We start from the raw sequence: 23,075 nt of genomic DNA, 5'->3' as shown, positions 1-23,075 counted from the left end.
CGCGCGCCCCGGTGCGTGCGCTCGGCCGATTCGGCTTGAAGATTTCAGGAGTTTCCCGTGAGAAGAACACCCCTCGCCCTGGCGCTTGCCATGGCTTTCGGCGCCCCCGCCTCCGTGACCTGGGCGCAAGACAAGACGCCGGATGATTCCGGCATGACCCGCTCGCTCGGCGTCGTCACCGTCACCGGCAGCCGTCCGACCTCGCTGCCCACGCAGATCCCGACCACCATCGAAGGCGTGACGCGCGAGGAGATCGAGACGCGCATCAATGCGACCGACAGCGAAGACGCGCTCAAGTACCTGCCCAGCCTGCTGGTGCGCAAGCGCTACATCGGCGACTACAACCACGCGATCTTGTCGACGCGCGCCTCGGGCACCGGCAACAGCGCCCGCTCGGCGGTGTATGCCGACGGCATCCTCCTGTCGAACTACCTGGGCAACGGCATCGCCAACGGCACCAACTACGCGCCGCGCTGGGGCCTGGTCACACCCGAGGAAATCGAGCGGGTCGACGTGATGTACGGGCCGTTCTCGGCGGCGTACCCGGGCAACTCGGCCGGTGCCGTGGTCGACTACGTGACGCGCATGCCGACAAAGCTCGAAGCGCACGTGAAGGCCGGCTACTCGTCACAGCCCAACGACCTCTACGGCGCGAGCAAGATCTACAACGCCTGGCAGACCAGCGCGTCGCTCGGCAGCCAAAGCGGCGACTGGTCCTGGTGGATCGATGTGAACCGCACCAACAGCCACGGCCAGCCGCTGACCTTCACGACCGCGACGCTGGCCTCCGGCATCGCCGGCGCACGCGGCACGCCGGTGGCCGGCGCGGTGCCCGGGCTCAACACCACCCACACGCCTTGGTACCTGCTCGGCAGCGGCACGGCGTACCACACGGTTCAGGACCACGCCAAGCTCAAGCTGGCCTACGACTTCTCGTCCACCGTGCGCGCGACCTACACGCTGGGCTGGTGGCAGAACACGTCCGAAGGGCGGCCCGACAGCTACCTGCGCAACGCCAGCGGCCAGCCGGTGTTCAGCGGGCCGGTCAACATCGGCGGGCGCAGCTTCACGCTCGCGCCGACCGCGTTTCCGCTCACCAACGACACGCAGACCCACACCATGCACGGGCTCTCGGTCAAGAGCCATACGCAGGGCGTGTTCGACTGGGAAGTGGCCGCGAGCCTCTACGACTATTCGAAGGACCAGCAGCGCGCCCCCACCGTGGCACTGCCGCTCGCGTCCGTCGGCGGCGCCGGCACGCTACAAGACCAGGGCGGCACCGGCTGGAACACGCTCGCCGCCCGCGGCACCTGGCGGCCGCAGGGCCTCGGCGGCGCCCACATCGTCGACTTCGGCATCGGCCGCGACGCCTACAAGCTCGCGATCGCGAAGAAGAACGTGATCGGCAGCTGGCTCGACGGCCCGGCCAATCCGTGGTCGCCGGTGAGCAACGTCGGCGGCCGTTCCGAAACGGTCAGCGCCTGGGCGCAGGACAGCTGGGCCTTCGCGCCGAAGTGGAAGGCCGTGCTCGGCCTGCGCTACGAGGCCTGGAAGGCGACCGATGGGTTCACCTCGACCGCCACGTCGCTCCAGCGCTACGCCGCGCGCAGCGAGTCCGACGCCTCGCCCAAGGCCGCGCTGGCCTACCAGCTGGCCGACGACACCGTGCTCAAGGCGTCGCTCGGCCGCGCGGTGCGCTATCCGACGGTCGGCGAGCTGTACGGCGCGACCAGCGGCGGTGCGCTGTCGTTCATCAACGACCCGAACCTGAAGCCCGAGAAGTCGTGGACCGGCGAGTTGTCGCTGGAAAAAGACCTGGGCAGTGGCCTCGCCCGCGCCACGCTGTTCCACGAAACCACGAAGGACGCCCTTTTCAACCAGCTCATCCCCAACTCGACCGTTTCGCGCGTGCAGAACATCGACAAGGTGCGCACCACTGGCATCGAGCTGGCCTACACGGGGCAGGACGTGCTCATGAAGGGGCTCGACCTCGGCGGCAGCCTGACCTACGCCAATTCGAAGACCGTGGCGAACGCGGCCTTCCCGGCCAGCGTCGGCAAGTGGCAGCCGCGCGTGCCGCAATGGCGCTCGACGCTGTTCGCGACCTACCGGCCCGATGCGCATTGGGCCCTCACCGTCGCGGCGCGCTACAGCGGCAAGCAGTACTCGAACCTGGACAACAGCGACGTCAACGCCAACGCGTACTTCGGCGCGAGCAAGTATTTCACCGTCGACCTGCGCGCGCGCTACCAGATCAGCAAGCAGTGGTCGGCCGCCGTCGGCATCGACAACGCGAACAACGACAAGTACTGGAATTTCCATCCCTATCCGCAGCGCACCTACACCGCCGAGCTGCGGTGGGACCTGTGACCCGACCCGAAGGAACTGACATGACGCGACTTTTCATCCGCCAGGCGCTCGCCGCCACCGCCGTCCTGGCCGCTGCCGGCAGTGCGACCGCGCACATCACCCTGCCGCCCGGCGGTGCCACGGCCGGCACCGACTACGAAGCCGCCTTCCGCGTCGGCCATGCCTGCAAGGACGCCGCAGCCACCACCGGCGTGTCGGTGCGCCTGCCTCGTGGTTTCACGCTGACCGATGCGCAGGCGCGCAAAGGCTGGAAGCTCGAGGTGCAGCGGTCCGGCGACGGCGAAGTGCGCTGGACGGCTGACAGTCCGGCTACTGCCTTGCCGGGCGCCGAGCGCGCGGAATTCATCGTGCGCGGCAAGCTCACCGCCACGCCGGGACCGCTGTACTTCAAGGTGCTGCAAAGCTGCGACACCGGCAGTGCCGACTGGGCGCAACTGCCCACCGGCGCCGCCAGCGAAAAGCTCGCCTTCCCGGCCGCGCGCCTCGATGTGCTGGCGCCCGGCGTCGCGGCCGTCGACATCAAGGACGCCTGGATCCGGCCGACCGTCGCCGGACAGAGCGGCACCGGCGCCTTCATGACGCTCAGCGCCCCGTCGGGCGCCCGCCTCGTCGGCGTCTCGACGCCGGCCGCGGGCGTCGCCGAGGTGCACGAAATGAAGATGGAGGGCGACACCATGAAGATGCGCGCGGTGCAGGGCGGCCTCGAGTTGCCGCCGCGGCAAGTGATCGAACTCAAGCCGAGCGGCTACCACGTGATGCTGATGGACCTGAAGCAGCCGATGCCCAAGGGCGCGACCGTGCCGCTGACGCTGCGCTTCAAGGACGCGAAGGGCGCCGACAGCACACGCGAGGTCGACGTGCCGGTCGGCGCGCCCGACGGCGCGGCGGCCGCTGCACAGGGGCATGTGCATTGAAAGGGTCGCTCGCTTTCGGATCACTGAACTCCGGCGGCCACTTCGAGTCGCACTTTTCCTGAAAGACACTGATGACCTTTAAAACTGCTCTCAAAACCATCGCGGCCTGCGCACTGCTGGCCGGCGCCACAACCTCTTTTTCTCAAGCCCCCGCAGTGCAGGTGCGCGACGGCTGGGTGCGCCAGTCGGTGCCCGGCCAGAGCGGTACCGGCGCCTTCATGAAACTCACCGCGCCGGCCGGGACCACGCTGGTCGGCGTCTCGACGCCCGCGGCCGGCGTGGCCGAAGTGCACGAAATGAAGATGGACGGCGACACCATGAAGATGCGCGCGCTGAAAGACGGCTTGCCGCTGCCCGCGGGCCAGACCGTCGAACTCAAGCCGGGTGGTTACCACGTCATGTTGATGGACCTGAAAGCCGCATTGCCGAAGGGCGCCACCGTGCCGCTCACGCTGCGTTTCGAAGACGCCAAAGGCGCGAAGAGTTCGATGGACCTGACCCTGCCGGTCGGTGCGCCCGCGACGGCCGCCGCGATGCCCATGGACCACAAGCACTGAGGGGGCAGTCGCGGTCCCTTGGAGTAAGCTGACGCGACAAGAAACTCCTGGAGACATTTGTCATGAGCGACACCGCCAAACCCTTCGCGTTCAGCCAGTTCGTCCCCGGTTTCGACTTCCTCAAGAACCTCACGACGGGTGGCGGCAGTGGCAGCGGAAGCGCCATTCCCGGCCTCTCGAACTGGGTCGCGCCGACGCTCAGTGTCGAGGAGGTCGACAAGCGCATCCAGGAGCTCAAGACGGTGCAGTACTGGCTCGAACAAAACGGCCATGCGCTCAAGGCCACCATCCAGGCGCTCGAAGTGCAGAAGATGACGCTCTCCACGCTGCGGGGCATGAACGTGCGCATGGAAGACATCGCGAGCGCGTTCACGCGGGCCGCCGCACCGGCTGCAGCGACGACGCCCGCGCCCGAACCGGAACCCGAGCCGCAAGCCGAACCCGAGGCGAAATCAGCCGATATGCACAAGACGGCCGAACCGGCCGCCCCCGGCGTGGTCGATCCGCTCAAGTGGTGGGGCTCGCTCACCCAGCAGTTCCAGCAGATCGCCGCATCGGCGTTGCAGGACGCCGCCCACCTCAAGATGCCTGCCGCTGCCGAGAAAACGGCACCCGTCGCCCGAAAGCGCGCGACTGCGAAGAAGGCGCCCGCCAAAACATCCACTGCCGCGCGCAAGCGACCGGCCTCCAAACGCTGAATCCATGAAATTGTTCCCCTCCGGCCACGCCACCCATCCGCAATGGCGCATGGCGGCGGGCCTCGTGCTTGCGCAGCTGCGCGCGCAGATGGCGCTGCCCGAGTACGCGTCGTCGCCCACGCTGGGCCTGCTCTACATCACCGACCACTACGCTGGCGAGGCGCAGGACATCCTCGACCACCTGAGCGCCGAGCTGCCCGAGGTGACCGACTGGTCTGGCACGGTCGGCATCGGCGTGGCCGCCAACAACGCCGAGTACTTCGACGAGCCCGGCATCAGCCTGATGCTCTGCGCGCTGCCGAGCGATCAATACCGCGTGTTCTCCGGCGTCGCGCCGCTGGGCAGCGCCGAGATGGCCGGCTTCGAGGCGCACACGGCGCTGGTGCACGCCGACCCGGCGACGCCCGAACTCTCCGAACTGATCGGCGAGATGGCAGGCCGCACCGACACGGGCTACCTGTTCGGCGGCTTGTCTTCGGGGCGCGAGGGCGCGCTGCAATTCGCAGTCGGCGGCAACGGGAACATCAAGGGCCACGGCGCCGCCGGCGGGGTGTTCTCGGGCGGTCTGTCGGGCGTGGTGTTCGGTGAAGGCGTTCGCGTGGTGTCGCGCGTCACCCAGGGCTGTCAGCCGTTTTCCCGCAGCGGTGCGCCGCGCCAGCGCGAGATTACCGAAGCGGACGGCAACCTGATTCTGAAGATCGACGGCGTCGCGGCGCTCGACGTGCTGCTCGACGATCTGCAGGTGTCGCTCGAGCGCCCCCAGGAAGCGATCGAGGCCGTGCGCGCCACGCTGGTCGGCCTGGCCGATGCGGGTGCCGACGGCGTGCGCCGCACCGGTGACCTGGGCGCCGACGTGCTGGTGCGCCACATCATCGGGCTCGACCCGACGCGGCGTGGCATCGCCATCGCCGAACATGTCGAGGCCGGCACGCGCATGACCTTCTGCCGGCGCAATGCACAGGCGGCGCGCGCCGACCTGATGCGCATCTGCGCGGAAATCCGCGAAGAGCTGGAGCCCGAGGAGCAGACGCTGGCGGTGGCTCGCGCGGTGGCGGCCGGCGACGCCGAAGCCGCGCCGCACCCCGCGCGGCGCATCGCCGGCGCGGTGTACGTGAGCTGCTCGGGGCGCGGCGGTCCGCACTTCGGCGCACCGGGCGCCGAACTGCAGATCGTCCGGCACGCGCTCGGCGACGTGCCGCTCGCCGGCTTCTTCGCCGCCGGCGAGATCGCACGCCATCACCTGTACGGCTACACCGGCGTGCTGACCGTCTTCACGACCGATTGACTGGGCTGGTGGGCGCAGGCGTCTCAAGCCGCCACGAACACGCCGTGCAGCCCGAGCGGCAGCGCGTAGGGCAAGGTGGCCTGCGCGACCGGTCCGCTGCCCAGTGCGTCGGCGGCGAAGCACGACAGCACCGTCTTTTTTTGCGCGAGGTCGAGTACGGTGCCGAGCACCCATCCGGCGCCTAGCCCGTCCGGCACGAAGACGTGCTCTTCGACCATCGCGTTCGGTCCGTACACGAAGCGCTCGCTGGTGCCCCGGTCGATGTCGGTGCGCGCGATCGCGGTGAAGCCGGGGCGCGCGTCGAGCACGCCGGTCGCGTGCAACACATGGCGGTGCCTCAGGCCCACCTGCCGCGGATCGATGCGCGGGAACTCGGCTTCGAGCGGCAACACGTTTTGCGTCGCCAGGCCGGTGCCGAGGTTCAGCGTCACCACGGTGAGCTGCGGCTCCGGTGCGCGCACCCGCCGGCCGCGCATCACTTCGCGGCTGGAGGTGAAGACGGAGGTGGCGTCGGCCGAACGAACGTAGTCGAGGTGGATCACCGTGCCGCCGGCCGTGTCTTCCGACCACGCATTGCCCAGGTGGAACAGAAAACCTGCGGGCAAGGCGAGGGTCTGGCGTTTCGACCAGTCCTTCTTGTCGATGACGAGCACGCGCATGCCGAGTTCGGGGCGCCACACGTGGGCATCGAGAAAGCTCGCGCCCGCCTTTTTGCGCTCGGCGTCGTAGATCAGTGGTGGCATCAGGAACACGAGGTGCCGGTCGGTCACGGCGAAATCGTGGACCATCGACAGGTCGGTCACCGGCACGCCGTCGGCCCGGCGCAGCGCGCCGTCGGGCGCGACCTCCCACAGCACCAGCAAACCCTTGCCGGAACCGACGCCGAAATTCCACACGGTGCCGTCCGGATCGACCTTCGGGTGGGCCGAGAACGGCAGGCCGGCGAGGTCGGGTCGCCAGGTCTTCAGGCCGCGCGTCTCCAGCGTGCGTGGGTCGAGCCGCGTGGCCGAACCGCCTTCCCACAGCGCGAGCAGTTCGCCGCCGAGCGGCAGCACGCTGATGTTCGCGACGTTCATGCTGTCGGGCGAATCCGGCGGCGTCGATCCGCGCGGCACGGTGCCGAAGGCTTCGGTGAGGCGCCGGCCGGCGCGCACTTCAGCCACGCGTTTGGGCGTCGCGACGAAGCGGCCCTGGTGCACGACCTCACCGCGGTCGATCGCGAAGCGTTGCGTCATGCCGTCGCCGTCGAACCAGTGGTGGTAGCGCTCGCCGCCGAGTTCGTGGCCCGCCGGGCCGGTGCGAAAGAAGGTGCCGCTCAGCGCGTCGGGAAAGCGTCCGCGCACGGTCGCGCGCACGGGCGGCAGGTCGCCGGACAGGTTGGCGAAACCGGCTTTCCAGTCGGGCGTGGCGGCATCGAACTGGGCGAGCCAGTCGTCTGCCGGCGCGAGCGCGTGGGCCCAGGGGGCGAGGAGCGGGGCGCTGCCGGCGGCGGCCAGCAGGCGAAGCAGTTCGCGGCGTGTCATGACGCGGCTCAGTGCAGGTGAAGCGTGGTCGCGACGTCGGCGGCATCCACCGGCAGGGCGACGGCATCGAAGCCCGGCGGGCCCATCACGCCCCTGGCGTCGTTGGAGAAGCCGTAGCGCTCGGTGGGGATGCCGAGCATGTTGGCGTCCATCTTGCCGTTGCCGTTCTCATCGGCGAAAGCCCGCAGGGCATAGCGCCCCGGCGGCAGTCCGAGGAAGGCGACTTGCGCGGCGCCGTTGCGCAAGGGCGCGGTCTGTGAGGCCAGCGGTTGCGTCGCAGCATAAGTGGCGGCGCTGTCGTAGAGCGCGATGTAGAGCGTCGACGGCGTGGCCGGGCCATCGCTGACGGCGACGCGCAGGTCGGCGGCGCCGGCCGCGAGCGGCAACATCAGCAGCGCAGCGGCGAAAAGGTGGAAGCGGTTCATGGCGGGGTTCCTTGGCGTGAAGAAACCCGACCATCCCGCAGCCGGCCGACAGTCACCAGCGCGATGCGACGAAACGCAGCAGCGCGGCGTGAAGTGCCGGCTAGCCGGCTTCAGGTGAAGGCGAAATCCACTTCCGGCGCGAGCCCGCTCACGATGCGCGCGATCGACTTGCCCGAGCCGCACGAATGCGTCCAGCCCAGCGTGCCGTGGCCGGTGTTCAGGAAGAAGTTCGGAATCTTCGTCTTGCCGATCAGCGGCACGTTGCTCGGCGTGGCAGGGCGCAGGCCCGTCCAGAACTGCGCTTGAGTGGCGTCGCCCGCGCCGGGGAACAGGTCCTCGACCCGGCGCACGATGGCCTCGCAGCGCACCCGGTTCAGGTCGCGGTCGTAGCCGTTGAGCTCGGCCGTTCCGGCGATGCGCAGGCGGTCGCCGTGTTCGTCGGTGTAGCGCGAGAAGACGAGCTTGAACTCGTCGTCGGTCAGCGAGACCTGGTGCGCCCTGGAGGCGTCTTTCACCGGCATCGTCACCGAGTAGCCCTTGGCCGGATAGATCGGCAGGCGGATGCCGAGCGGCTGGGCGTAGATCGGGCTGAGCGAGCCCATCGCGAGCACGTAGGCATCGCCCACGATGCGCTGGAAGCGGCCTTCGTTGTCGGTGGCTTCGACGTGTTCGATGCGGCCGCCGGCTTCGCGAATCGCGGTGACGGTGTGGCTCATCAGGAACTTGACGCCGGCCGTCTCGCACAGCTTGACCAGCTCGCGCGCGAAGCGGTTCGCATCGCCCGATTCGTCTTCCGCCGTGTAGGTGGCACCGGCCAGTTGCGGACGAATGTGCGCGAGCGCGGGCTCGATCCGAACGGCTTCGTCGGCCGAGATCACGGTGCGTTCGCAACCGAGTGCGCGCATCTGCTCGGCCGGCTTGAGCGCGCCGTCGAACTCCTTTTGCGTCGTGTAGAAGTGCAGGATGCCCTGCGCACGCTCGTGGTACGCGATGCCGGCGTCGCGGCGCAGCGCCTGCAGCATGTCGCGGCTGTAGGTGCCCAGGCGCACGATCTGCTCGATGTTGTGCTTCGTGCGCGCCGGCGTGCATTCGCGCAGGAACTGCAGGCCCCACAGCCACTGCCGCATGTCGGCGCGGATGCGGAACAGCAGTGGCGCATCTTCCTTGCCGAGCCACTGCAGCACCTTGAGCGGTGCGCTCGGGTTGGCCCAGGGTTCGGCGTGACTGACGGAGATCTGCCCGCCGTTGGCGAAGCTGGTTTCGGCAGCCGGCGTGGCCTGCCGATCGATCACCGTGACTTCGTGGCCGAGTTGCTGGAGGTAATAGGCCGAGGTGACGCCGAGCAAGCCGGCGCCGAGAACGATCACGCGCATGGGAGAACCTTTTGAAGGTGGATTGCCGCTCCCCCTGTCCTTGGTACCTGAGAGATTCGTGCTGCAGGAATCGGCCTGCGGCAGTTGCTCCTTCGGTGCGTCACATGGCGTGACGGCTCTCCAGACGGCGTTTCAAAAGGTGCAGTACGTGACCTGTTTCAATGACATCGAAACCGGTGGACCTGAGCGTTCATGGGAGTTTGCGCCTTCGGTGGGGTGACTCGCGTCGCCCGCTCTCCTGCAGTGGTCGCGATTCTAGGGCTACATGCCCGTGAAAGCGAACGACAGTTCCGGCCGCAAGCCGCTCACGATGCGCGCGATCGACTTGCCGGCGCCGCAGGCATGCACCCAGCCGTGCGCGCCGGGCGCGGTGTTCAGGAACAGGTTGCGCAACCGGGTCTTTCCGACCAGCGGCAAGCCATCGGCGCTCGCGGCATGCGTGCGCATCTCGAACTGCGCGCGGCTCGCATCGACCGCGCCCGGCAGCAAAAGCGCCACGCGCCGCAGGATCGCGTTGAAGCGGTCGGCATCGGGCTCGCGCGCCTCGTCGGCTTCCGCATGCACCCTCGCCGACACGCGCAGGCTGTCGCCTTCAGGCGCGTGGACGCGGGTGATGCGCAGCTTGCCGCTCGCGTCGTGCAGTCCGACATGCGGCGCGCGCGCGGCGTTCTTGATCGGCAGCGTGACGATGTATTCATGCTCGGCGTGTAGCGGCATTTCGATGCCGAGCGCGTCGGCATGCTCGGCGCTACCCGTGCCGAGCGCCATGACATACGCCTGGGCGCGCCATTCCAGCAACTGTCCGTTCGGGTCGACGAGGTCGACGTGCGAAATGCGGCCCTCGTGCGCGTGCAGCGCCACGACCGTGTGGTTCGACAGGAAGCGAACGCCCGCGGCCCGGCACAGAAACACCATGCGGGTGGCTGCCGGTGCCGGATCGCGCGGCGGATCGTTGGCCAGGAAGGTGCCGCCGGCGATTTGCGGGCGCATCGCGATCAGCGCAGGCTCGATGCGCACCGCCTCGTCGGCGGACACCAGCTGCGCCTCGCAGCCCAGCGCATTCAGGCGCGGCGCCCGCTTTTCCAGGCATTCGAAGGCACGCGGGTCCATGTAGAACTTCAACAGTCCGGCACTGCCCGACGGCGCCGGGGCGCCGGCTTCGTCGTGCAGGGCGCGCTCGGTCGCGCGGCTGTAGGCCAAGAGACGCACCCTGTTTTCGACCGGATCGGGGCGGGGCACCTCGAAGATGCTGCCGAAGCGGCCGAGCTTTTCGCGCGCGGTGCGCCGGATCGCCGCAACGATCGCGTTGAGACGGTCCGGCGGCGTCGCCAGCAACACAGGCCGCATGGGCGGCTTGACGACCGCTTCGACACGGCCTCGCGCCTTGGCGCAAGGCGTGGCGTGGCGATCGATCACCGTCACTTCGTGGCCGAGTTGGGCCAGGTAATACGCCGAGGTGACGCCGAGCATTCCGGCGCCGAGTACAACCACTCGCATGTCGAATCCTTGTGGGATTGCGTGAAACGCGCGCGCGGCTGTCCGGGGTATGGACAGCCGAAAGCTGAATTCACTGTGTGCCGCTCCCGCTGTCCTTGGTACCTGAGAGATTCACCCGTCACGCGATGCGGCGGATTTGCTCCTTCGGTGCGTCACGCTGGGTGACGGCTCTCCAGTCGGCGATAAAGGTTTGCAGTTGACCAGCCGGAGCCGGCTGACCTGAGCGTTCATGGGAGGTTGCGCTCTGGGTGGGGCCATCTGGGAGACGCCCGCTTTCTGCAGATACGATTTTAAGGCGGTTAACATTTGTGTAAAGCTAGTATTTGTTACAAATTTCCGGGATAACCCTCGTATTCGTGTGATGCAACGTGCGCCTAACGGCGCAACCGCGTGAAGCCCTCGAACTCCCAGTTGCGCATGCCCAGCACCAGCGTGTAGCCCTCCACGTCTTTCGGCGCGAGCTTCTGGTCGGTCTGGTGCTGCTGCGCGAAGTCTTGCGCCACCCGCTGCATGCGCTCGCGAAACGACGGTGCGAGCGCGCGGCTGATGGTGCCGTGCACCAGCATCAATGCTTCGGCGGGTCCGTCGAAGCCGCCGCGGTAGTAGTCGAGCACCACGTGGTCTCGGAAGAATTCCATGAACGGCCCGTGCGGACGCCAGCGGAAGGTCTTCGCCAGCTTGAGCCGGTAGCGGTTCATCGGTCGCAGTTCGATGATGCCGATGCGGTCGAGCTGGGCGAAGCAGCCGATGCACTCCGCCTCGGTGATGCGGTAGGCCGCGGTGATCTGCTCCAGCGTCCACTGGCTCAGCACGTTGATGGCGACCAGCAGCAGCTTCTTGTCTTTCACCACGGCTTTCTCCTGCTCGTGCGTGAGTTCCCGCACCAGCGGCTGCGCATCGGCCACGCGACGCGCGAGGTCGGCGAAGTCCATCTTCAGCGCGCGGCAGATGGCATCGACGCGCGACAGCGGCATGTCGCCCTTGGCCAGCATGCGCTTGACGCTGGACTCGGCCATGTCGAGCGACCGCGCGAGGTCGGCATAGGTCATGCGCGCGTTCTTGAGTTCGGCCTTGAGGGCGAGGACGAGGTCGATGGTGGTGCTCATGGCAAGCGATGGGTATTGAAATTCGGTACCGAAGGTTGTGAAGATTCGCGCCGTATCGATTTTCAGCGCCATGGCGGCAGTTGCAAACCTACATTGCTTCCTCCTCAGTCCCCGGAGCTTGCCATGCAACTGTCCAGTCCCAGCCGTCGCGAACGCGGCCTCTTTTTCGCCTTCCTGTTGTTGTCGGGCGTGGCCGTCCTCGGTCCCGCGCTCACGGGCGTGCACGCTGGCGCATCGCTCTTCGCAGACGACCGCGCCTGGCACCACCTGCCCAACGCGATGGACGTCCTGAGCAATCTACCCTTCCTGGCGGTCGGCCTCTGGGGCCTGCGCTGGCTCGGCCGCTTCCACCGGCGCGCTGCGCACGGGCTGCCTGCCAGCACGCTCGCCTGCGCGTGGCTTTTCTTCGCGGGTTTCCTTGCCTGCACGGCCGGCTCGGTCTTCTATCACCTGCAGCCCGATCTGCTGCGGCTGGCTGCCGACCGTGCCGGCATGACGATCGCGTTCGCCGGCCTCATCGGCTTCGCCGTCTGCGAACGGGTGAGCCACCGTGCGGGCCCGGTCGCGGCCTGTGCCACCCTGGTCGGCGGCCTGCTGGCAGTGGCGGTGTGGCACGAGACGGGCAACGTCGCGCCCTGGGCGGTCGTGCAGTTCGGGGGCATGGCGCTGGTGGTCAGCCTTGCGCTCGCCAAGCCGATGCGCGGCGCAGTGGACCTCAAGCTGGGCTGGGTCATCTTTTTCTACGCGCTGGCCAAGGGCTTCGAACTCGGCGACCACGCCATCTACGAAGCCACGCATCACCTGGTGTCGGGCCACAGCCTCAAGCACCTGACGGCCGCACTGGCCGGATTGCCGGTGCTGCACGCGCTGCAGACCTTCGGCCGCCAGTCGCTGCGGCACAATCCGGGCGCGGCCGCCTTGACGGCCTGAGGAGCCCGCAAGGGACATTTGCATGACCACTTCCGCCGCTGCTGCCTCGTCTGCCGACACGCCCGATGCGAACGCGCACGCCAACCAGTTCGCGCTGCTCGGCCAGCGGCGATTCGCGCCGTTCTTCTGGACCCAGTTTGCCGGTGCCGCGAACGACAACCTGTTCAAGTTCGCGTTCACCGTGATGGTCACCTACCAGCTGCAGCTGAGCTGGATGCCGCCGGCGATGGCGGGCCTGGCGATCGGGGCGTTGTTCATCCTGCCGTTCCTGCTGTTCTCGGCCACGGCCGGCCAGCTCACCGACAAGTTCGACAAAACGAAGATGATCCGCTTCGTGAAGAACCTCGAGATCGGGATCATGCTGATCGCCGCCTGGGGGTTCTTCACTGCCAACGCGGCGATCCTGCTGGGCTGCGTGTTCCTCATGGGGCTGCACTCGACGTTGTTCGGTCCGGTCAAGTTCGCCTATTTGCCGCAGGTGCTCAGCGCCCGCGAACTCACCGGCGGCAACGGCATGGTCGAGATGGGCACTTTCGTCGCGATCCTGCTCGGCCAGGTGGCGGGCGGCCTGCTCGTGGCCGTGCCGCAGATCGGCCACACCGCGGTCGCCATCGCGTGCGTGCTGCTGGCGTTGGTGGGGCGCGGGGTGGCGCAGGCGATTCCGCGCGCGCCCGCCACCGATCCGGGCCTGGTCATCAACTGGAATCCATTCAGCGAAACCTGGCGCAACCTCCAGCTGGCGCACGGCAACGTGGTGGTGTTCCGCTCGCTGCTCGGCATTTCGTGGATGTGGTTCTTCGGCGCGGTGTTCCTGAGCCAGTTCCCGAGCTTCGCCAAGGAGGTGCTGCACGGCGACGAGCAGGTGGCCTCGCTGCTGCTCGTGGTGTTTTCCATCGGCATCGGCATCGGCTCGCTGCTGTGCGAAACGCTGAGCCGGCGGCAGGTGGAGATCGGCCTCGTGCCGCTCGGCGCCATTGGCATGAGCGTGTTCGCGATCGATCTGTACTTCGCCTCGCGCAGCCTGCCGCCCGTGGCGATCCAGGGGCTGGGCGAATTCCTCGGCCGTCCGGCGCACTGGCGCGTGATGATGGACCTCGGCTTGCTCTCGCTCTTCGCGGGGCTGTACAGCGTGCCGATGTATGCGCTGATCCAGCTGCGCAGCCAGCCGACGCACCGCGCGCGCATCATCGCGGCCAACAACATCCTGAACGCGCTGTTCATGATCGCCAGCTCGGTCATTGCCGGCTCGCTGCTGGGCGCAGGCTTCACGATTCCGCAGATCTTCCTGTTCACCGGCATCGCGAACGCGCTGGTCGCGTTCTACATTTTCATGCTGGTGCCGGAGTATCTGCTGCGCTTCGTCTCGTGGGTGCTGTCGCGCTTCGTCTATCGCTTCAAGGTGAACGGCGACGAGCACATCCCCACCGAGGGCGCCGCCATCCTGATCTGCAACCATGTGAGCTTCATCGACGCCGTGTTGCTCATGGCGGCGAGCCCGCGGCCGATCCGCTTTCTCATGGACCACCAGATCTTCAAGGTGCCGGTGCTGGGCTGGCTCTTCAAGCTGGCGAAAGCCATCCCGATCGCACCGCAGAAAGAAGACCCGGCCGCCTACGAGGCCGCCTTCGCGCAGGCCGTCGGCGTGCTGCGCGAAGGCGACTTGCTGGCGATCTTTCCCGAGGGCGCGCTCACGCGTGACGGTGAGTTGCAGCCCTTCCGGGGCGGCGTGATGAAGATCGTCGAGATGGCGCGCAGCCAGGGCATCGAGGCGCCGCTCGTGCCGATGGCGCTCAACAACCTTTGGGGCTCCTACTTCAGCCGCATCGAGGTGCGCGGCGGCAAGAACGTCGCGATGGCCAGGCCTTTTCGCCGCGGCTTCTTCAGCAGCGTCGGGCTGAACGTGGGCAGCCCCATCGCCCCGGCCGAAGCGCAGCCCGACCTGCTCAGACAGCGCGTGAGCGCCCTGCTCGACAAGTGAGTTGGCTGGATTTCACCTGGCTGGGCGACAGCGCGATCCTGATGCCGCTGGCCTTGCTGGTTTTTCTGTGGCTGGCGTGGTTTCCCCGAACGCGGCCGGGCGCGCTGCGCTGGGCGCTCGTGTTCGGAAGCGGAGCGCTCATCGTGCTGGTGTCCAAGCTGGCTTTCATCGGCTGGGGCGTCGGCAGCGCGCGGCTCGACTTCACCGGCTTCAGCGGCCACACCACCTTTGCCATGAGCGTCTGGCCCGTGGTGTTCTGGGTGATGGCGTCGCGCCGCGGCCATGAGGCGCGCATCGCTGCCGCCGTCTGCGGCTGGACGCTGGGCGTGCTGATCGGCGTGTCGCGGCTGGCCGTGGAGGCCCATTCGCTGTCGGAGGTGCTGGCGGGCTACGCGTTGGGGTTTTGCGTGAGCGGCGTCTTTTTGCGGCTCCAGCACGGCCGGCCGCACGTGCACCTGCGCGGCAGTCAGATCGCCTGGGGCCTGGCTGCAAGCCTGGCGGTGCCGCTGGCGTTGCTGGGGCCCGGCGCACCGGCACCCACGCAGGGCGTACTCGAATTCATTGCCGTTCGACTCGCGGGCGCCGAACGCCCGTTCACCCGCGACGACCTGCACCGCCGGTAGAACGGCGGCGGGTATCGTCTTGCGATACCTGAGGCGCAGCGGATCGCGCCCGGTGCATTCATATGCTGCCGCACGGGAAGGCGGGTTTGATCATTCGCCCACTTTCACTACGCCGCGAGGCATCACATGGACACCACTCCCACCCCGCTGACCGCATCGACTCTGAAGAGATCCTTTGCGACGCACTTGATCGCCGCGTGCGCGGCATTGGCCGGCGTCATGACGCCGTTCCACGCACAGGCCCAGAGCGAAGCTTCTGCGGCGCTTTCGCTGATGCCCGTGGCGTCGGTGGTCGGGGCCGCTTCGGTGGCAGGCGCCGCCGCGAGCACGGTCATCGTGTTGCCCGCCGCGCTGTCGGTGGGTGGCGCGGTGCTCACGGTGGCGGCGGTCGAAGCTTCGGTCGACGGCACGGTATACCTGCTCGAGCGCGCGTCGGATGGCGCGCGTGCCAGCGTCAGGCTGGGCAGCCGGGCGGCGAACGGCGCGTCGGTCGGGGTCGGCACGGCGGTGGTGGTCAGCGTGATCGGCACCGGTGTCGTGCTCTCGGCGGCCGGTGAAGTGCTGGCCTTCGTGCCGAACGCCCTCGGCCGTGCGCTGCTGCACAACGAGAAACTGACGTGAGCCGCGACACGCAACCGTTGCGCGAGCCGACCAACTTCGGTCCGTACGACGCCGAAACCGCCGCCGCATGGACGCGCTGGCAGCGCACGGGCCGGACGGTGCTTCGGGTCGCGGCGATCGGTCTGGCGGTGTTGCTGGCGGGCTTGTTCCTGTTTCCGGCCGACAAGGCGCATGCAGGCCGTTCTTGCGAGCAGGCCAAGGCTTCTCAGGCGCTGATCACCAAGGGCATGCAACTGGCCGAGCGGACTGCAGAGGCGCTCGACGCCACGGGCGCGCAAGTCGTGTTGCTTGCGCGCGCGGGACAGGATCTGCGCCAGTACGACCTGCGCTATTCACACCTCGGCATCGCCTACAAGACCGACGCCGGCGCGTGGCGCGTGGTACACAAGCTCAACCAGTGCGGCACGGCGACTGCCGCGATCTACCGGCAAGGACTCGGCAAATTTTTCCTCGACGATCTGTGGCGCTACGAGGCGGCATGGATGGTGCCGACGCCCGAGGTGCAGACCCGTCTGCGCGCATGGCTGCAAGCGCCGACGGCAAGCGTCACGCGCCTGGACACGCCGGCCTACAGCATCGTGAGCTACGCCTGGGGCCACCGTTACCAGCAATCGAACCAGTGGGCCATCGAGACGCTGGCCGCGGCGATGGAGCCCGCGACCGTTTACACCCGCGAGCAGGCGCAGGCGTGGCTGAAGTTCAAGGGGTACGAGCCGACCCCGCTCAGGCTCGGGCCGCTCACGCGGCTGGGTGGCCGCGTGAGCGCGGCCAACGTGGCGTTCGACGACCATCCGAACGACAAGCGATTCAGCGACCGCATCGAAACCGTCACCGTCGATTCGGTGTTCGCGTGGCTGCCGCGCGCCGGCCTGGCCGCGCCGCCCGTGGTGCTGAAGCTGTGACAAAGTCGGTCACCCAGAATGCCCTGCAGCATCCCACCGAAAGAAGAACCCGATGAGCAAGTCCCTTCGTCTGTCTGAAAAGTGGTTTCGTCGCGGCCTCTGGCTCGTCGCCGTGGTGTTCGCGAGCTTCCTGATCGGGCTGGGCAGCGCGGTCGTCGGCGACCTGCCGCAGGTCGAGCGCGTGCGCACCACCGACGACTTCATCGACCATGCAGCGGCCGACCCGCTGCGCGCCACGGTGAAGGCATCGGAAGTGGCCGAGCAGAACGCCGAGCGCGAACTCGAACAGGCGGAACTTCAGCTCGCTGCGGCGCAACAGGCCAGCCGCAACGCCCGCGAAACCTTCGGCAACTGGCTCGCCACGCGGCGCGCCACCGCGCAGCCCGACCAGGACACCGAACTCATCGCACGCACGCGCGCGCTCGATGCCTTGAAGGCCGACGAAGACAAGCAGCAGCGACGCGTCGGCGCACAACGGCAGGTCGCGCTCGACGCGCGGCAGGCCGACCAGAGTGCGCGGCAGCAGCTCGATGTGCTGGAGCAAGCGGCCGACGAGAAGCTGCAGGCTGAATACCGCCGCATCGAACTGCGCGTGTTCGGGCTGCGCCTGGCACTCACCCTGCCGCTGCTCGGCATCGCCGGCTGGCTTTTTGTGAAGAAACGCAAGAGCACGTACTGGCCGTTCGTGTGGGGCTTCATCTATTTCGCGCTGTTCGCGTTCTTCGTCGAGCTGGTGCCGTACCTGCCGAGTTACGGGGGCTATGTGCGCTACATCGTGGGCATCGTGGTGACGGTGCTCGTGGGGCGCTACGCGATCGTGGCACTGAACAACTACCTCGCGCGCCAGAAGCTGGCGGAGCTGCAGCCCGACCAGGTGCGGCGCGAAGAACTGAGCTACGACACCGCGCTGACGCGGCTCTCGAAGAGCGTCTGCCCGGGTTGCGAACGGCCGGTCGACCTGAAGAACCCCGACATCGATTTCTGCCCGCACTGCGGCATCGGTTTGTTCGACCGATGCGGGCATTGCACAGCGCGCAAGAGTGCATTTTCGAAGTTCTGCCACCAGTGCGGCACATCGGCGGGCGCGCCTGCGCAATCGGTCACGTCCGACACGCAGCCGGCCTCGGCGGTGTAACAGGGCGGCGACATCTGCGTGATACAACGGCCGGCTGCGCCGCACCTGCGGCTGCAGATTCGGGGAGGGCCCGAATTGATCCCCCCATTCCTCACTTTTGATGGAGCAAGAACATGAGCTTTTTCGGCAAGATTTTTTCCAAGATTTTTCCTTCGGCCAATGCGGCTGAAGTCCAGGCTGCACCGACGCCGGCACCCGCTCCGGGCGCACCGGCCGTGGCCGCACCGCCGCCTTCGATCCCGCTGGGCGACGTGCCCGCTATCCTGGACGCGATGCCGGGGGCTGACGGTCTGAACTGGCGCACGTCGATCGTCGACCTGCTCAAGCTGCTCGGCCTGGACAGCAGCCTTGCGGCACGCAAGGAACTGGCCGGCGAAATCCTCTACAGCAACGGCGAGCCGGGCTCGGCCGAGTGGAACATCGGTCTGCACAAGCAGGTGATGACCCGCATCGCCGCGAACGGCGGCACCTTGCCACCCGAGCTGCGCGACTGACTAGGCTCGCCCCCAGGCTGCGCGCGCTTCGTGTCGCTCCGCCTACCCCCTCCGGGGGCAACACCTGCGGCCCGGCGAAGCCGGTTCCGCGGTGTTTCACGAACAGCAAAAGGCCCGTCGAGACGGGCCTTTTGCTTTTTGACACTACACGCCGCGTGCCCGCTCGGCCTTGAACCGCGCGCGGAAGGCAGCGAATGCGCCGGCGTCGAGCGCCTCGCGCACTTCGCGCATCAGGTTCAGGTAGTAGTGCAGGTTGTGGATGGTGCAGAGCATCGGGCCGAGCATTTCGCCGCAGCGGTCGAGGTGATGCAGGTAGGCGCGGCTGAAGCCTTCGCGCCCGCCGTCGGCCCAGCTCACGCCCGATGTGCCGGCGCAGGCGTGGCAGGTGCAGCTGGCATCGAGCGGTTGCGGGTCGCTCTTGTGGCGTGCGTTGCGCATCTTCAGGTCGCCGTAGCGCGTGAAGATGGTGCCGTTGCGCGCATTGCGGGTGGGCATCACGCAGTCGAACATGTCGACGCCGTCGGCCACGCCCTGGACCAGGTCTTCGGGCGTGCCCACGCCCATCAGGTAGCGCGGCTTGTGGGCCGGCAAGCGGTGCGGCGTGTGGCCCATGATGTGCAGCATCTGATCTTTGGGCTCGCCCACGCTCACGCCGCCGACGGCGTAGCCGGGAAAGTCCATCTCGACCAGCGCGGCCAGCGACTCTTCCCGCAGGTTCTCGAACATGCCGCCCTGCACGATGCCGAACAGCGCGTTGGGGTTCGCCAGCTTCTCGAACTCGGTCTTGCAGCGCGCCGCCCAGCGCAGGCTCAGTTCCATCGAGGTGCGCGCTTCGGCTTCGGTCGTGATGTGGCCGTTCGTGTCGTAGGGCGTGCATTCGTCGAACTGCATGACGATGTCGCTGTTGAGGATGGTCTGGATCTGCATCGAGACCTCGGGCGTGAGGAAGAGCTTGTCGCCGTTGACCGGCGACGCGAACTTCACGCCCTCTTCGCTGATCTTGCGCATGGCGCCGAGCGACCACACCTGGAAGCCGCCCGAGTCGGTGAGGATCGGTTTGCCCCACTTCTCGAAGGCGTGCAGCCCGCCGAAGCTCGCCATCACGTCGAGCCCGGGCCGCATCCACAGGTGGAAGGTGTTGCCCAGGATGATCTGCGCGCCCATCTCTTCGAGGCTGCGCGGCATCACGCCCTTGACGGTGCCGTAGGTGCCCACGGGCATGAAGATCGGCGTCTGCACCACGCCGTGGTTCAGCGTGAGCGTGCCGCGGCGCGCGTGGCTTGCCGGGTCGGTCGCCAGCAGGTCGAACTTCAGGCGGGGCAGGGGCGTGGTGTCGGTCATTGTTTCGGGGCGGCGCTGCCATCGGGCAGCAGCATCAGGATGGTGCGGTTGAAGTCCTCAACGGCGAGCAGGCGCCCTTGCCGATCGACGGTGATGCCGGTCGGCTTGCCCATCGGGCGCACGCCGGGCTTCGGGCTCCAGCCGGCGAGCCAGTCGATCCGTGGGCCCGAGGGCAGGCCCTTGGCGTTGAGCCTGTAGCCCACCACGCGATGGCCCGCCGGTTGGTGTCCGCGCCAGGCGACCAGCAACTGCCCGGCAAAGCGGCTTCCGGCCGGCCCGGTGATCATCTGCAGCGGCGCCACGTGCGCGGGCCACAGCATCAGCGGCGCCTCGGTGGACTTGCAGTCGAAACGCTTCTCGTAGCCGCGCGCGGGCTGGCGGTTGCCGACGCAGTACGGCCAGCCGTAGTCGCGGCCCGCCTGCAGGCGATTGAGTTCCTCGGGTGGCTGGCCGACCGCTTCGTAGTCGATGGAGTTCTCGCCTTGCAGCACGGTGCCTTTGGCGGGACCCTCCGGCAACACGGTCAGCGCGACCGAGTTGCGCAAGCCCGTGGCAAAGGGCTTGAAGCTCTGCAACTTGAGGCCGGGGCCCGCGAGCACCGCTTCGTAGACGGCACCGCGCGGTCGCGCACCTGCGAGGTCGGGGCAGGGGAGTGGAAACTGCTTCGATGCATCGCGGCAGTTGTCCGAGTCGGAGCCCACGTTGACGAACAGACGCCCGTCGGGTGCGAAGGCCAGTTCTTTCAGCGGATGCGAACCGTCGCCCGGAAGGTCGGCGATCACCGTCTCGCGTTGCAGCGCCGCGCCGGGCGGCGGGATCGGCGTGCGCCAGACGACGTTCGACTCGCCGAGGTAGACCTTGCCGTCGGGTCCGATGACGAGGCCAAGTGGCCGGTCGAGTTGCTCGGCCAGCACCGTGAAGCGCGCGCGCCGTGGCGCAGCACCTTCCGTGGGAAGCGTCATTTCCAGCAGACGGCCGCGGCGCGGTTCCCATGAGCCCATGTCGACGACCCAATACCGACCGGGTGCGACTTCGAGGATGCGGCGCGGGGCGCGCAGGCCTTGTGCCTCGTCGGCCAGGAGCGCGACACAGGTGCCCGCCGGACTGCCGATGTCGAGCCGCGCATAGTCGCCACAGACGCCTTGCGGTGTGTAGCCGCGCGCAGCTGCTACGAGCGGCGACAGCGCCGCGAGGGCAAGCCACCAGGAGCGGTTCATGCAGGTTCCGTTCGCACGAGCAGCATGGCGTCGCCGTAGCTGAAGAAGCGGTAGCCTTGGGCGATGGCGTGGGCATACAGCGCCATCACACGCTCGTAACCGGCGAACGCACTGACCAGCATCATCAACGTGCTCTTGGGCAGATGGAAGTTGGTGATGAGCACATCGACATGCGCGAACGTGAACCCCGGCGTGATGAAAATGCGCGTGTCGCCCGACGCCTCGCCGCTCTTCGCCCAGGATTCGAGCGTGCGCACCGTGGTTGTGCCGACCGCGACGACGCGGCCGCCCCGCGCCTTGCACTCGGCGATCGCGTGCTGCGTGGCCTCGGGCACTTCGTAGCGCTCGGCATGCATCGTGTGTTCGGCGATGTTCTCGGTCTTGACCGGCTGGAAGGTGCCCGCGCCGACGTGCAGCGTGACGCTGGCGCGCTGCACGCCACGGCCTTCGAGTTCGGCGAGCAGGCCTTCATCGAAGTGCAGCGCGGCGGTCGGTGCGGCCACGGCGCCCGGGACGCGCGCGAACACGGTCTGGTAGCGGCTCTCGTCCTCGGCGGAGTCGGTGTGCTCGATGTACGGCGGCAGCGGCACGTGGCCGCAGCGGCTCATCAGCGCGTAGGGATCTTCCTGGGCCGCGCTCTCGAACGCGAAGCGGAACAGCGCGCCGTCTTCCGCCGGCCAGCGGCCCAGCAGCGTCGCAGTGAAGCCACCCACCATCCGCAGCGTGGTGCCGACCGGCGGCTTTTTGCTGACCTTCATGTGTGCGACGACCTCCTGGCCCTGCAGCACGCGCTCGACCAGCAGTTCGAGCTTGCCGCCGGTCGGCTTCTCGCCGAACAGGCGCGCCTTGACCACGCGCGTGTCGTTGAAGACCAGCAGGTCGCCCGCGCGCAGCAGCGAGGGCAGCGCTTTGAAGATGCGGTCGACCGGTGCGACGGCCGTGCCGTCGAGCAAGCGCGACGCGGTGCGTTCGGCGGCCGGATGCTGTGCCACCCGTTCGGGCGGCAGGTCGAAATCGAAATCGGAGAGCGTGAATTGGCGCATGCGCTTGAGGGCTGAACGGACCCGTTCCAAGGAAGGCGCGATTGTCCCACGCGCGAAAAGCCGCACGGGCGCGGGCGCGGCGGCAGAATCGGCCCATGACCTCCGCACCTGTCCCGAACTCCCCGAAGCCGCAACATGTTTTGGTGACGGGCGGCACGGGCTTCATCGGCCGGCTGCTCGTGCAGGCACTGCGCGACGACGGCCACACCGTGACGGTGTGGACGCGCAAGCCGGCCACCGCGGGCTTCGATGCCGCGGTGCACTGCGTGCGGCGGCTGGAAGACATCCCGCAGACGACCGCCGTCGACGTGGTGGTCAACCTCGCAGGCGCGCCCATTGCGGGGCCGCGCTGGACCGATGCGCGCAAGGCCGAGCTGCTGCGCAGTCGCGTCGGCCTGACCGACACGCTGGTCGGCTGGATCGGCCAGCGCGCGCTCAAACCGCGCGTGTTGCTGTCGGGTTCGGCCATCGGCTACTACGGCGTGCAGTCTCAGGGCGACCCGGCCGAACTGACCGAGTCGAGCCCGCCGCAGGCGGTCTTCATGTCCGAGCTCTGTCAGCAGTGGGAGGCCGCCGCCGGTGCCGCGAGTCGGCACGGCGTGCGCGTGGTCTGCATGCGTTTCGGGGTGGTCTTGGGCCATCACGGCTCGCTTCCTCTGTTGCTGCTGCCGGTGAAGCTCGGCGTGGCCGGCAAGCTGGGTACGGGGCAGCAGTCCATGTCGTGGGTCCACGTGCAGGATCTGTTGCGGGCCCTCGCGCATGTGTGGCGCATCGCCACCGATGCCGATGCGCCCACGGCGCCACAGGTCTACAACTTCACCGCGCCCGGTGCGTTGTCTCAGGCGGCCTTCTCCCGCACTGCCGCCGAGGTGCTGCACCGGCCATTCTGGTTTCCGACGCCGGGCTGGCCGTTGCGGCTGGCGCTGGGCGAACAGGCCGACCTGATGCTCGAAGGCCAGCGCGTGGCGCCCGCCCGGCTGCTGGCGAGTGGATTCCAGTTCCGCTTCCCGGATGCACGGAGCGCCCTGCAGGATCTTTGCTGA

The 23,075-nt window shown here is 68.0% G+C and carries 21 protein-coding genes and 2 riboswitches; of the genes, 13 read left to right on the top strand and 8 right to left on the bottom strand.

Annotation, left to right across the window (positions count from 1 at the left end):
- Nucleotides 1-57 precede the first annotated feature (57 nt).
- From AX767_RS08280 to AX767_RS08260, 5 genes are all read left to right on the top strand, one after another.
- Nucleotides 58-2,370, top strand: coding sequence for a TonB-dependent receptor (locus tag AX767_RS08280; protein ID WP_237288596.1), 2,313 nt, complete (start codon nucleotides 58-60; stop codon nucleotides 2,368-2,370).
- Between the two features lie 20 nt (nucleotides 2,371-2,390).
- The gene (locus AX767_RS22155; RefSeq protein ID WP_068630322.1) at nucleotides 2,391-3,284 is read left to right on the top strand and encodes a copper chaperone PCu(A)C; all 894 of its coding nucleotides are present in this window, start codon (nucleotides 2,391-2,393) and stop codon (nucleotides 3,282-3,284) included.
- 71 nt (nucleotides 3,285-3,355) lie between these two features.
- Nucleotides 3,356-3,841, top strand: a complete 486-nt coding sequence (locus AX767_RS08270; RefSeq protein ID WP_068630320.1) for a copper chaperone PCu(A)C — start codon at nucleotides 3,356-3,358, stop codon at nucleotides 3,839-3,841.
- A 62-nt stretch (nucleotides 3,842-3,903) separates the two neighbouring features.
- Nucleotides 3,904-4,539, top strand: coding sequence for a PhaM family polyhydroxyalkanoate granule multifunctional regulatory protein (locus AX767_RS08265; protein ID WP_068630318.1), 636 nt, complete (start codon nucleotides 3,904-3,906; stop codon nucleotides 4,537-4,539).
- A 4-nt stretch (nucleotides 4,540-4,543) separates the two neighbouring features.
- Nucleotides 4,544-5,824 carry an FIST signal transduction protein gene (locus AX767_RS08260; RefSeq protein WP_068630317.1) on the top strand — a complete coding sequence of 427 codons (1,281 nt, stop codon included), beginning with the start codon at nucleotides 4,544-4,546 and terminating at the stop codon, nucleotides 5,822-5,824.
- Nucleotides 5,825-5,847: 23 nt separating this feature from the next.
- On the opposite strand, the gene AX767_RS08255 is transcribed toward AX767_RS08260, so the two are convergent.
- From AX767_RS08255 to AX767_RS08235, 5 genes are all read right to left on the bottom strand, one after another.
- Nucleotides 5,848-7,347, bottom strand: a complete 1,500-nt coding sequence (locus tag AX767_RS08255) for a carotenoid oxygenase family protein (RefSeq protein ID WP_068630316.1) — start codon at nucleotides 7,345-7,347, stop codon at nucleotides 5,848-5,850.
- Between the two features lie 8 nt (nucleotides 7,348-7,355).
- Nucleotides 7,356-7,772, bottom strand: a complete 417-nt coding sequence (locus AX767_RS08250; RefSeq protein WP_068630315.1) for a DUF2141 domain-containing protein — start codon at nucleotides 7,770-7,772, stop codon at nucleotides 7,356-7,358.
- Between the two features lie 110 nt (nucleotides 7,773-7,882).
- Nucleotides 7,883-9,145: a D-amino acid dehydrogenase gene (locus AX767_RS08245; protein ID WP_068630314.1), complete on the bottom strand. Its 1,263-nt coding sequence runs from the start codon at nucleotides 9,143-9,145 to the stop codon at nucleotides 7,883-7,885.
- A gap of 24 nt (nucleotides 9,146-9,169) precedes the next feature.
- Nucleotides 9,170-9,279, bottom strand: a riboswitch (glycine riboswitch).
- Between the two features lie 127 nt (nucleotides 9,280-9,406).
- A complete protein-coding gene (locus AX767_RS08240; protein WP_082754911.1) occupies nucleotides 9,407-10,642 on the bottom strand; it encodes an FAD-dependent oxidoreductase in 1,236 nt (411 codons plus the stop codon).
- 79 nt (nucleotides 10,643-10,721) lie between these two features.
- Nucleotides 10,722-10,828, bottom strand: a riboswitch (glycine riboswitch).
- Between the two features lie 188 nt (nucleotides 10,829-11,016).
- Nucleotides 11,017-11,748, bottom strand: a complete 732-nt coding sequence (locus AX767_RS08235; RefSeq protein WP_068633483.1) for a helix-turn-helix domain-containing protein — start codon at nucleotides 11,746-11,748, stop codon at nucleotides 11,017-11,019.
- A 123-nt stretch (nucleotides 11,749-11,871) separates the two neighbouring features.
- Here AX767_RS08235 and AX767_RS08230 point away from each other — a divergent pair, with 123 nt between their 5' ends.
- The 7 genes from AX767_RS08230 (at nucleotide 11,872) to AX767_RS08200 (ending at nucleotide 18,431) form a co-directional block, all read left to right on the top strand.
- On the top strand, nucleotides 11,872-12,678 hold the full coding sequence (locus AX767_RS08230) for a hypothetical protein (protein WP_068630312.1): 807 nt from the start codon (nucleotides 11,872-11,874) through the stop codon (nucleotides 12,676-12,678).
- 22 nt (nucleotides 12,679-12,700) lie between these two features.
- Entirely contained in the window at nucleotides 12,701-14,656 is a 1,956-nt protein-coding gene (locus tag AX767_RS08225) for an MFS transporter (protein WP_068630310.1), read from the top strand.
- Nucleotides 14,653-15,279 (top strand): phosphatase PAP2 family protein, encoded by a 627-nt coding sequence (locus AX767_RS08220; RefSeq protein WP_210392585.1) that lies wholly within the window; start codon nucleotides 14,653-14,655, stop codon nucleotides 15,277-15,279. Before AX767_RS08225 ends, AX767_RS08220 begins: the two co-directional genes overlap by 4 nt.
- A 219-nt stretch (nucleotides 15,280-15,498) precedes the next feature.
- Nucleotides 15,499-15,900, top strand: coding sequence for a hypothetical protein (locus tag AX767_RS08215; RefSeq protein WP_237288635.1), 402 nt, complete (start codon nucleotides 15,499-15,501; stop codon nucleotides 15,898-15,900).
- Nucleotides 15,901-16,016: 116 nt separating this feature from the next.
- Nucleotides 16,017-16,802 (top strand): DUF2145 domain-containing protein, encoded by a 786-nt coding sequence (locus AX767_RS08210; protein ID WP_237288634.1) that lies wholly within the window; start codon nucleotides 16,017-16,019, stop codon nucleotides 16,800-16,802.
- A 52-nt stretch (nucleotides 16,803-16,854) separates the two neighbouring features.
- Complete coding sequence (locus AX767_RS08205) at nucleotides 16,855-17,937, top strand: serine endopeptidase (RefSeq protein ID WP_068630306.1); 1,083 nt, start codon at nucleotides 16,855-16,857, stop codon at nucleotides 17,935-17,937.
- Nucleotides 17,938-18,050: 113 nt separating this feature from the next.
- Nucleotides 18,051-18,431 carry a DUF3597 domain-containing protein gene (locus AX767_RS08200; RefSeq protein WP_068630304.1) on the top strand — a complete coding sequence of 127 codons (381 nt, stop codon included), beginning with the start codon at nucleotides 18,051-18,053 and terminating at the stop codon, nucleotides 18,429-18,431.
- Between the two features lie 144 nt (nucleotides 18,432-18,575).
- Here AX767_RS08200 and tgt read toward each other — a convergent pair whose 3' ends face one another.
- The 3 genes from tgt to queA are packed head-to-tail and all read right to left on the bottom strand — an operon-like array spanning nucleotide 18,576 to nucleotide 22,032.
- The gene (tgt, locus tag AX767_RS08195) at nucleotides 18,576-19,772 is read right to left on the bottom strand and encodes a tRNA guanosine(34) transglycosylase Tgt (protein WP_068630302.1); all 1,197 of its coding nucleotides are present in this window, start codon (nucleotides 19,770-19,772) and stop codon (nucleotides 18,576-18,578) included.
- Nucleotides 19,769-20,989 carry a PQQ-dependent sugar dehydrogenase gene (locus AX767_RS08190; protein ID WP_068630300.1) on the bottom strand — a complete coding sequence of 407 codons (1,221 nt, stop codon included), beginning with the start codon at nucleotides 20,987-20,989 and terminating at the stop codon, nucleotides 19,769-19,771. Before AX767_RS08190 ends, tgt begins: the two co-directional genes overlap by 4 nt.
- Nucleotides 20,986-22,032, bottom strand: coding sequence for a tRNA preQ1(34) S-adenosylmethionine ribosyltransferase-isomerase QueA (gene queA / locus AX767_RS08185; protein WP_068630298.1), 1,047 nt, complete (start codon nucleotides 22,030-22,032; stop codon nucleotides 20,986-20,988). The genes AX767_RS08190 and queA overlap by 4 nt, the downstream gene beginning before the upstream one ends.
- A gap of 95 nt (nucleotides 22,033-22,127) precedes the next feature.
- Here queA and AX767_RS08180 point away from each other — a divergent pair, with 95 nt between their 5' ends.
- Entirely contained in the window at nucleotides 22,128-23,075 is a 948-nt protein-coding gene (locus AX767_RS08180; protein ID WP_068630297.1) for a TIGR01777 family oxidoreductase, read from the top strand.

It is taken from the genome of Variovorax sp. PAMC 28711 (assembly GCF_001577265.1).
In the GTDB taxonomy this organism is placed as follows: Bacteria; Pseudomonadota; Gammaproteobacteria; order Burkholderiales; family Burkholderiaceae_C; genus Variovorax.
Note: the sequence above shows the minus strand (reverse complement) of the source record. Positions and strands in the feature narration are given on the sequence as shown.

What these genes read in the sequence shown, in the direction of transcription:
- AX767_RS08190 (WP_068630300.1), bottom strand. Translation starts at nt 20,989, where the DNA reads ATGAACCGCTCCTGGTGGCTTGCCCTCGCGGCGCTGTCGCCGCTCGTA.
- AX767_RS08255 (WP_068630316.1), bottom strand. Translation starts at nt 7,347, where the DNA reads ATGACACGCCGCGAACTGCTTCGCCTGCTGGCCGCCGCCGGCAGCGCC.
- AX767_RS08215 (WP_237288635.1), top strand. Translation starts at nt 15,499, where the DNA reads ATGACGCCGTTCCACGCACAGGCCCAGAGCGAAGCTTCTGCGGCGCTT.
- tgt (WP_068630302.1), bottom strand. Translation starts at nt 19,772, where the DNA reads ATGACCGACACCACGCCCCTGCCCCGCCTGAAGTTCGACCTGCTGGCG.
- AX767_RS08200 (WP_068630304.1), top strand. Translation starts at nt 18,051, where the DNA reads ATGAGCTTTTTCGGCAAGATTTTTTCCAAGATTTTTCCTTCGGCCAAT.
- queA (WP_068630298.1), bottom strand. Translation starts at nt 22,032, where the DNA reads ATGCGCCAATTCACGCTCTCCGATTTCGATTTCGACCTGCCGCCCGAA.
- AX767_RS08270 (WP_068630320.1), top strand. Translation starts at nt 3,356, where the DNA reads ATGACCTTTAAAACTGCTCTCAAAACCATCGCGGCCTGCGCACTGCTG.
- AX767_RS08225 (WP_068630310.1), top strand. Translation starts at nt 12,701, where the DNA reads ATGACCACTTCCGCCGCTGCTGCCTCGTCTGCCGACACGCCCGATGCG.
- AX767_RS08180 (WP_068630297.1), top strand. Translation starts at nt 22,128, where the DNA reads ATGACCTCCGCACCTGTCCCGAACTCCCCGAAGCCGCAACATGTTTTG.
- AX767_RS08245 (WP_068630314.1), bottom strand. Translation starts at nt 9,145, where the DNA reads ATGCGCGTGATCGTTCTCGGCGCCGGCTTGCTCGGCGTCACCTCGGCC.
- AX767_RS08235 (WP_068633483.1), bottom strand. Translation starts at nt 11,748, where the DNA reads ATGAGCACCACCATCGACCTCGTCCTCGCCCTCAAGGCCGAACTCAAG.
- AX767_RS08250 (WP_068630315.1), bottom strand. Translation starts at nt 7,772, where the DNA reads ATGAACCGCTTCCACCTTTTCGCCGCTGCGCTGCTGATGTTGCCGCTC.
- AX767_RS08240 (WP_082754911.1), bottom strand. Translation starts at nt 10,642, where the DNA reads ATGCGAGTGGTTGTACTCGGCGCCGGAATGCTCGGCGTCACCTCGGCG.
- AX767_RS08265 (WP_068630318.1), top strand. Translation starts at nt 3,904, where the DNA reads ATGAGCGACACCGCCAAACCCTTCGCGTTCAGCCAGTTCGTCCCCGGT.
- AX767_RS22155 (WP_068630322.1), top strand. Translation starts at nt 2,391, where the DNA reads ATGACGCGACTTTTCATCCGCCAGGCGCTCGCCGCCACCGCCGTCCTG.
- AX767_RS08260 (WP_068630317.1), top strand. Translation starts at nt 4,544, where the DNA reads ATGAAATTGTTCCCCTCCGGCCACGCCACCCATCCGCAATGGCGCATG.
- AX767_RS08205 (WP_068630306.1), top strand. Translation starts at nt 16,855, where the DNA reads ATGAGCAAGTCCCTTCGTCTGTCTGAAAAGTGGTTTCGTCGCGGCCTC.
- AX767_RS08230 (WP_068630312.1), top strand. Translation starts at nt 11,872, where the DNA reads ATGCAACTGTCCAGTCCCAGCCGTCGCGAACGCGGCCTCTTTTTCGCC.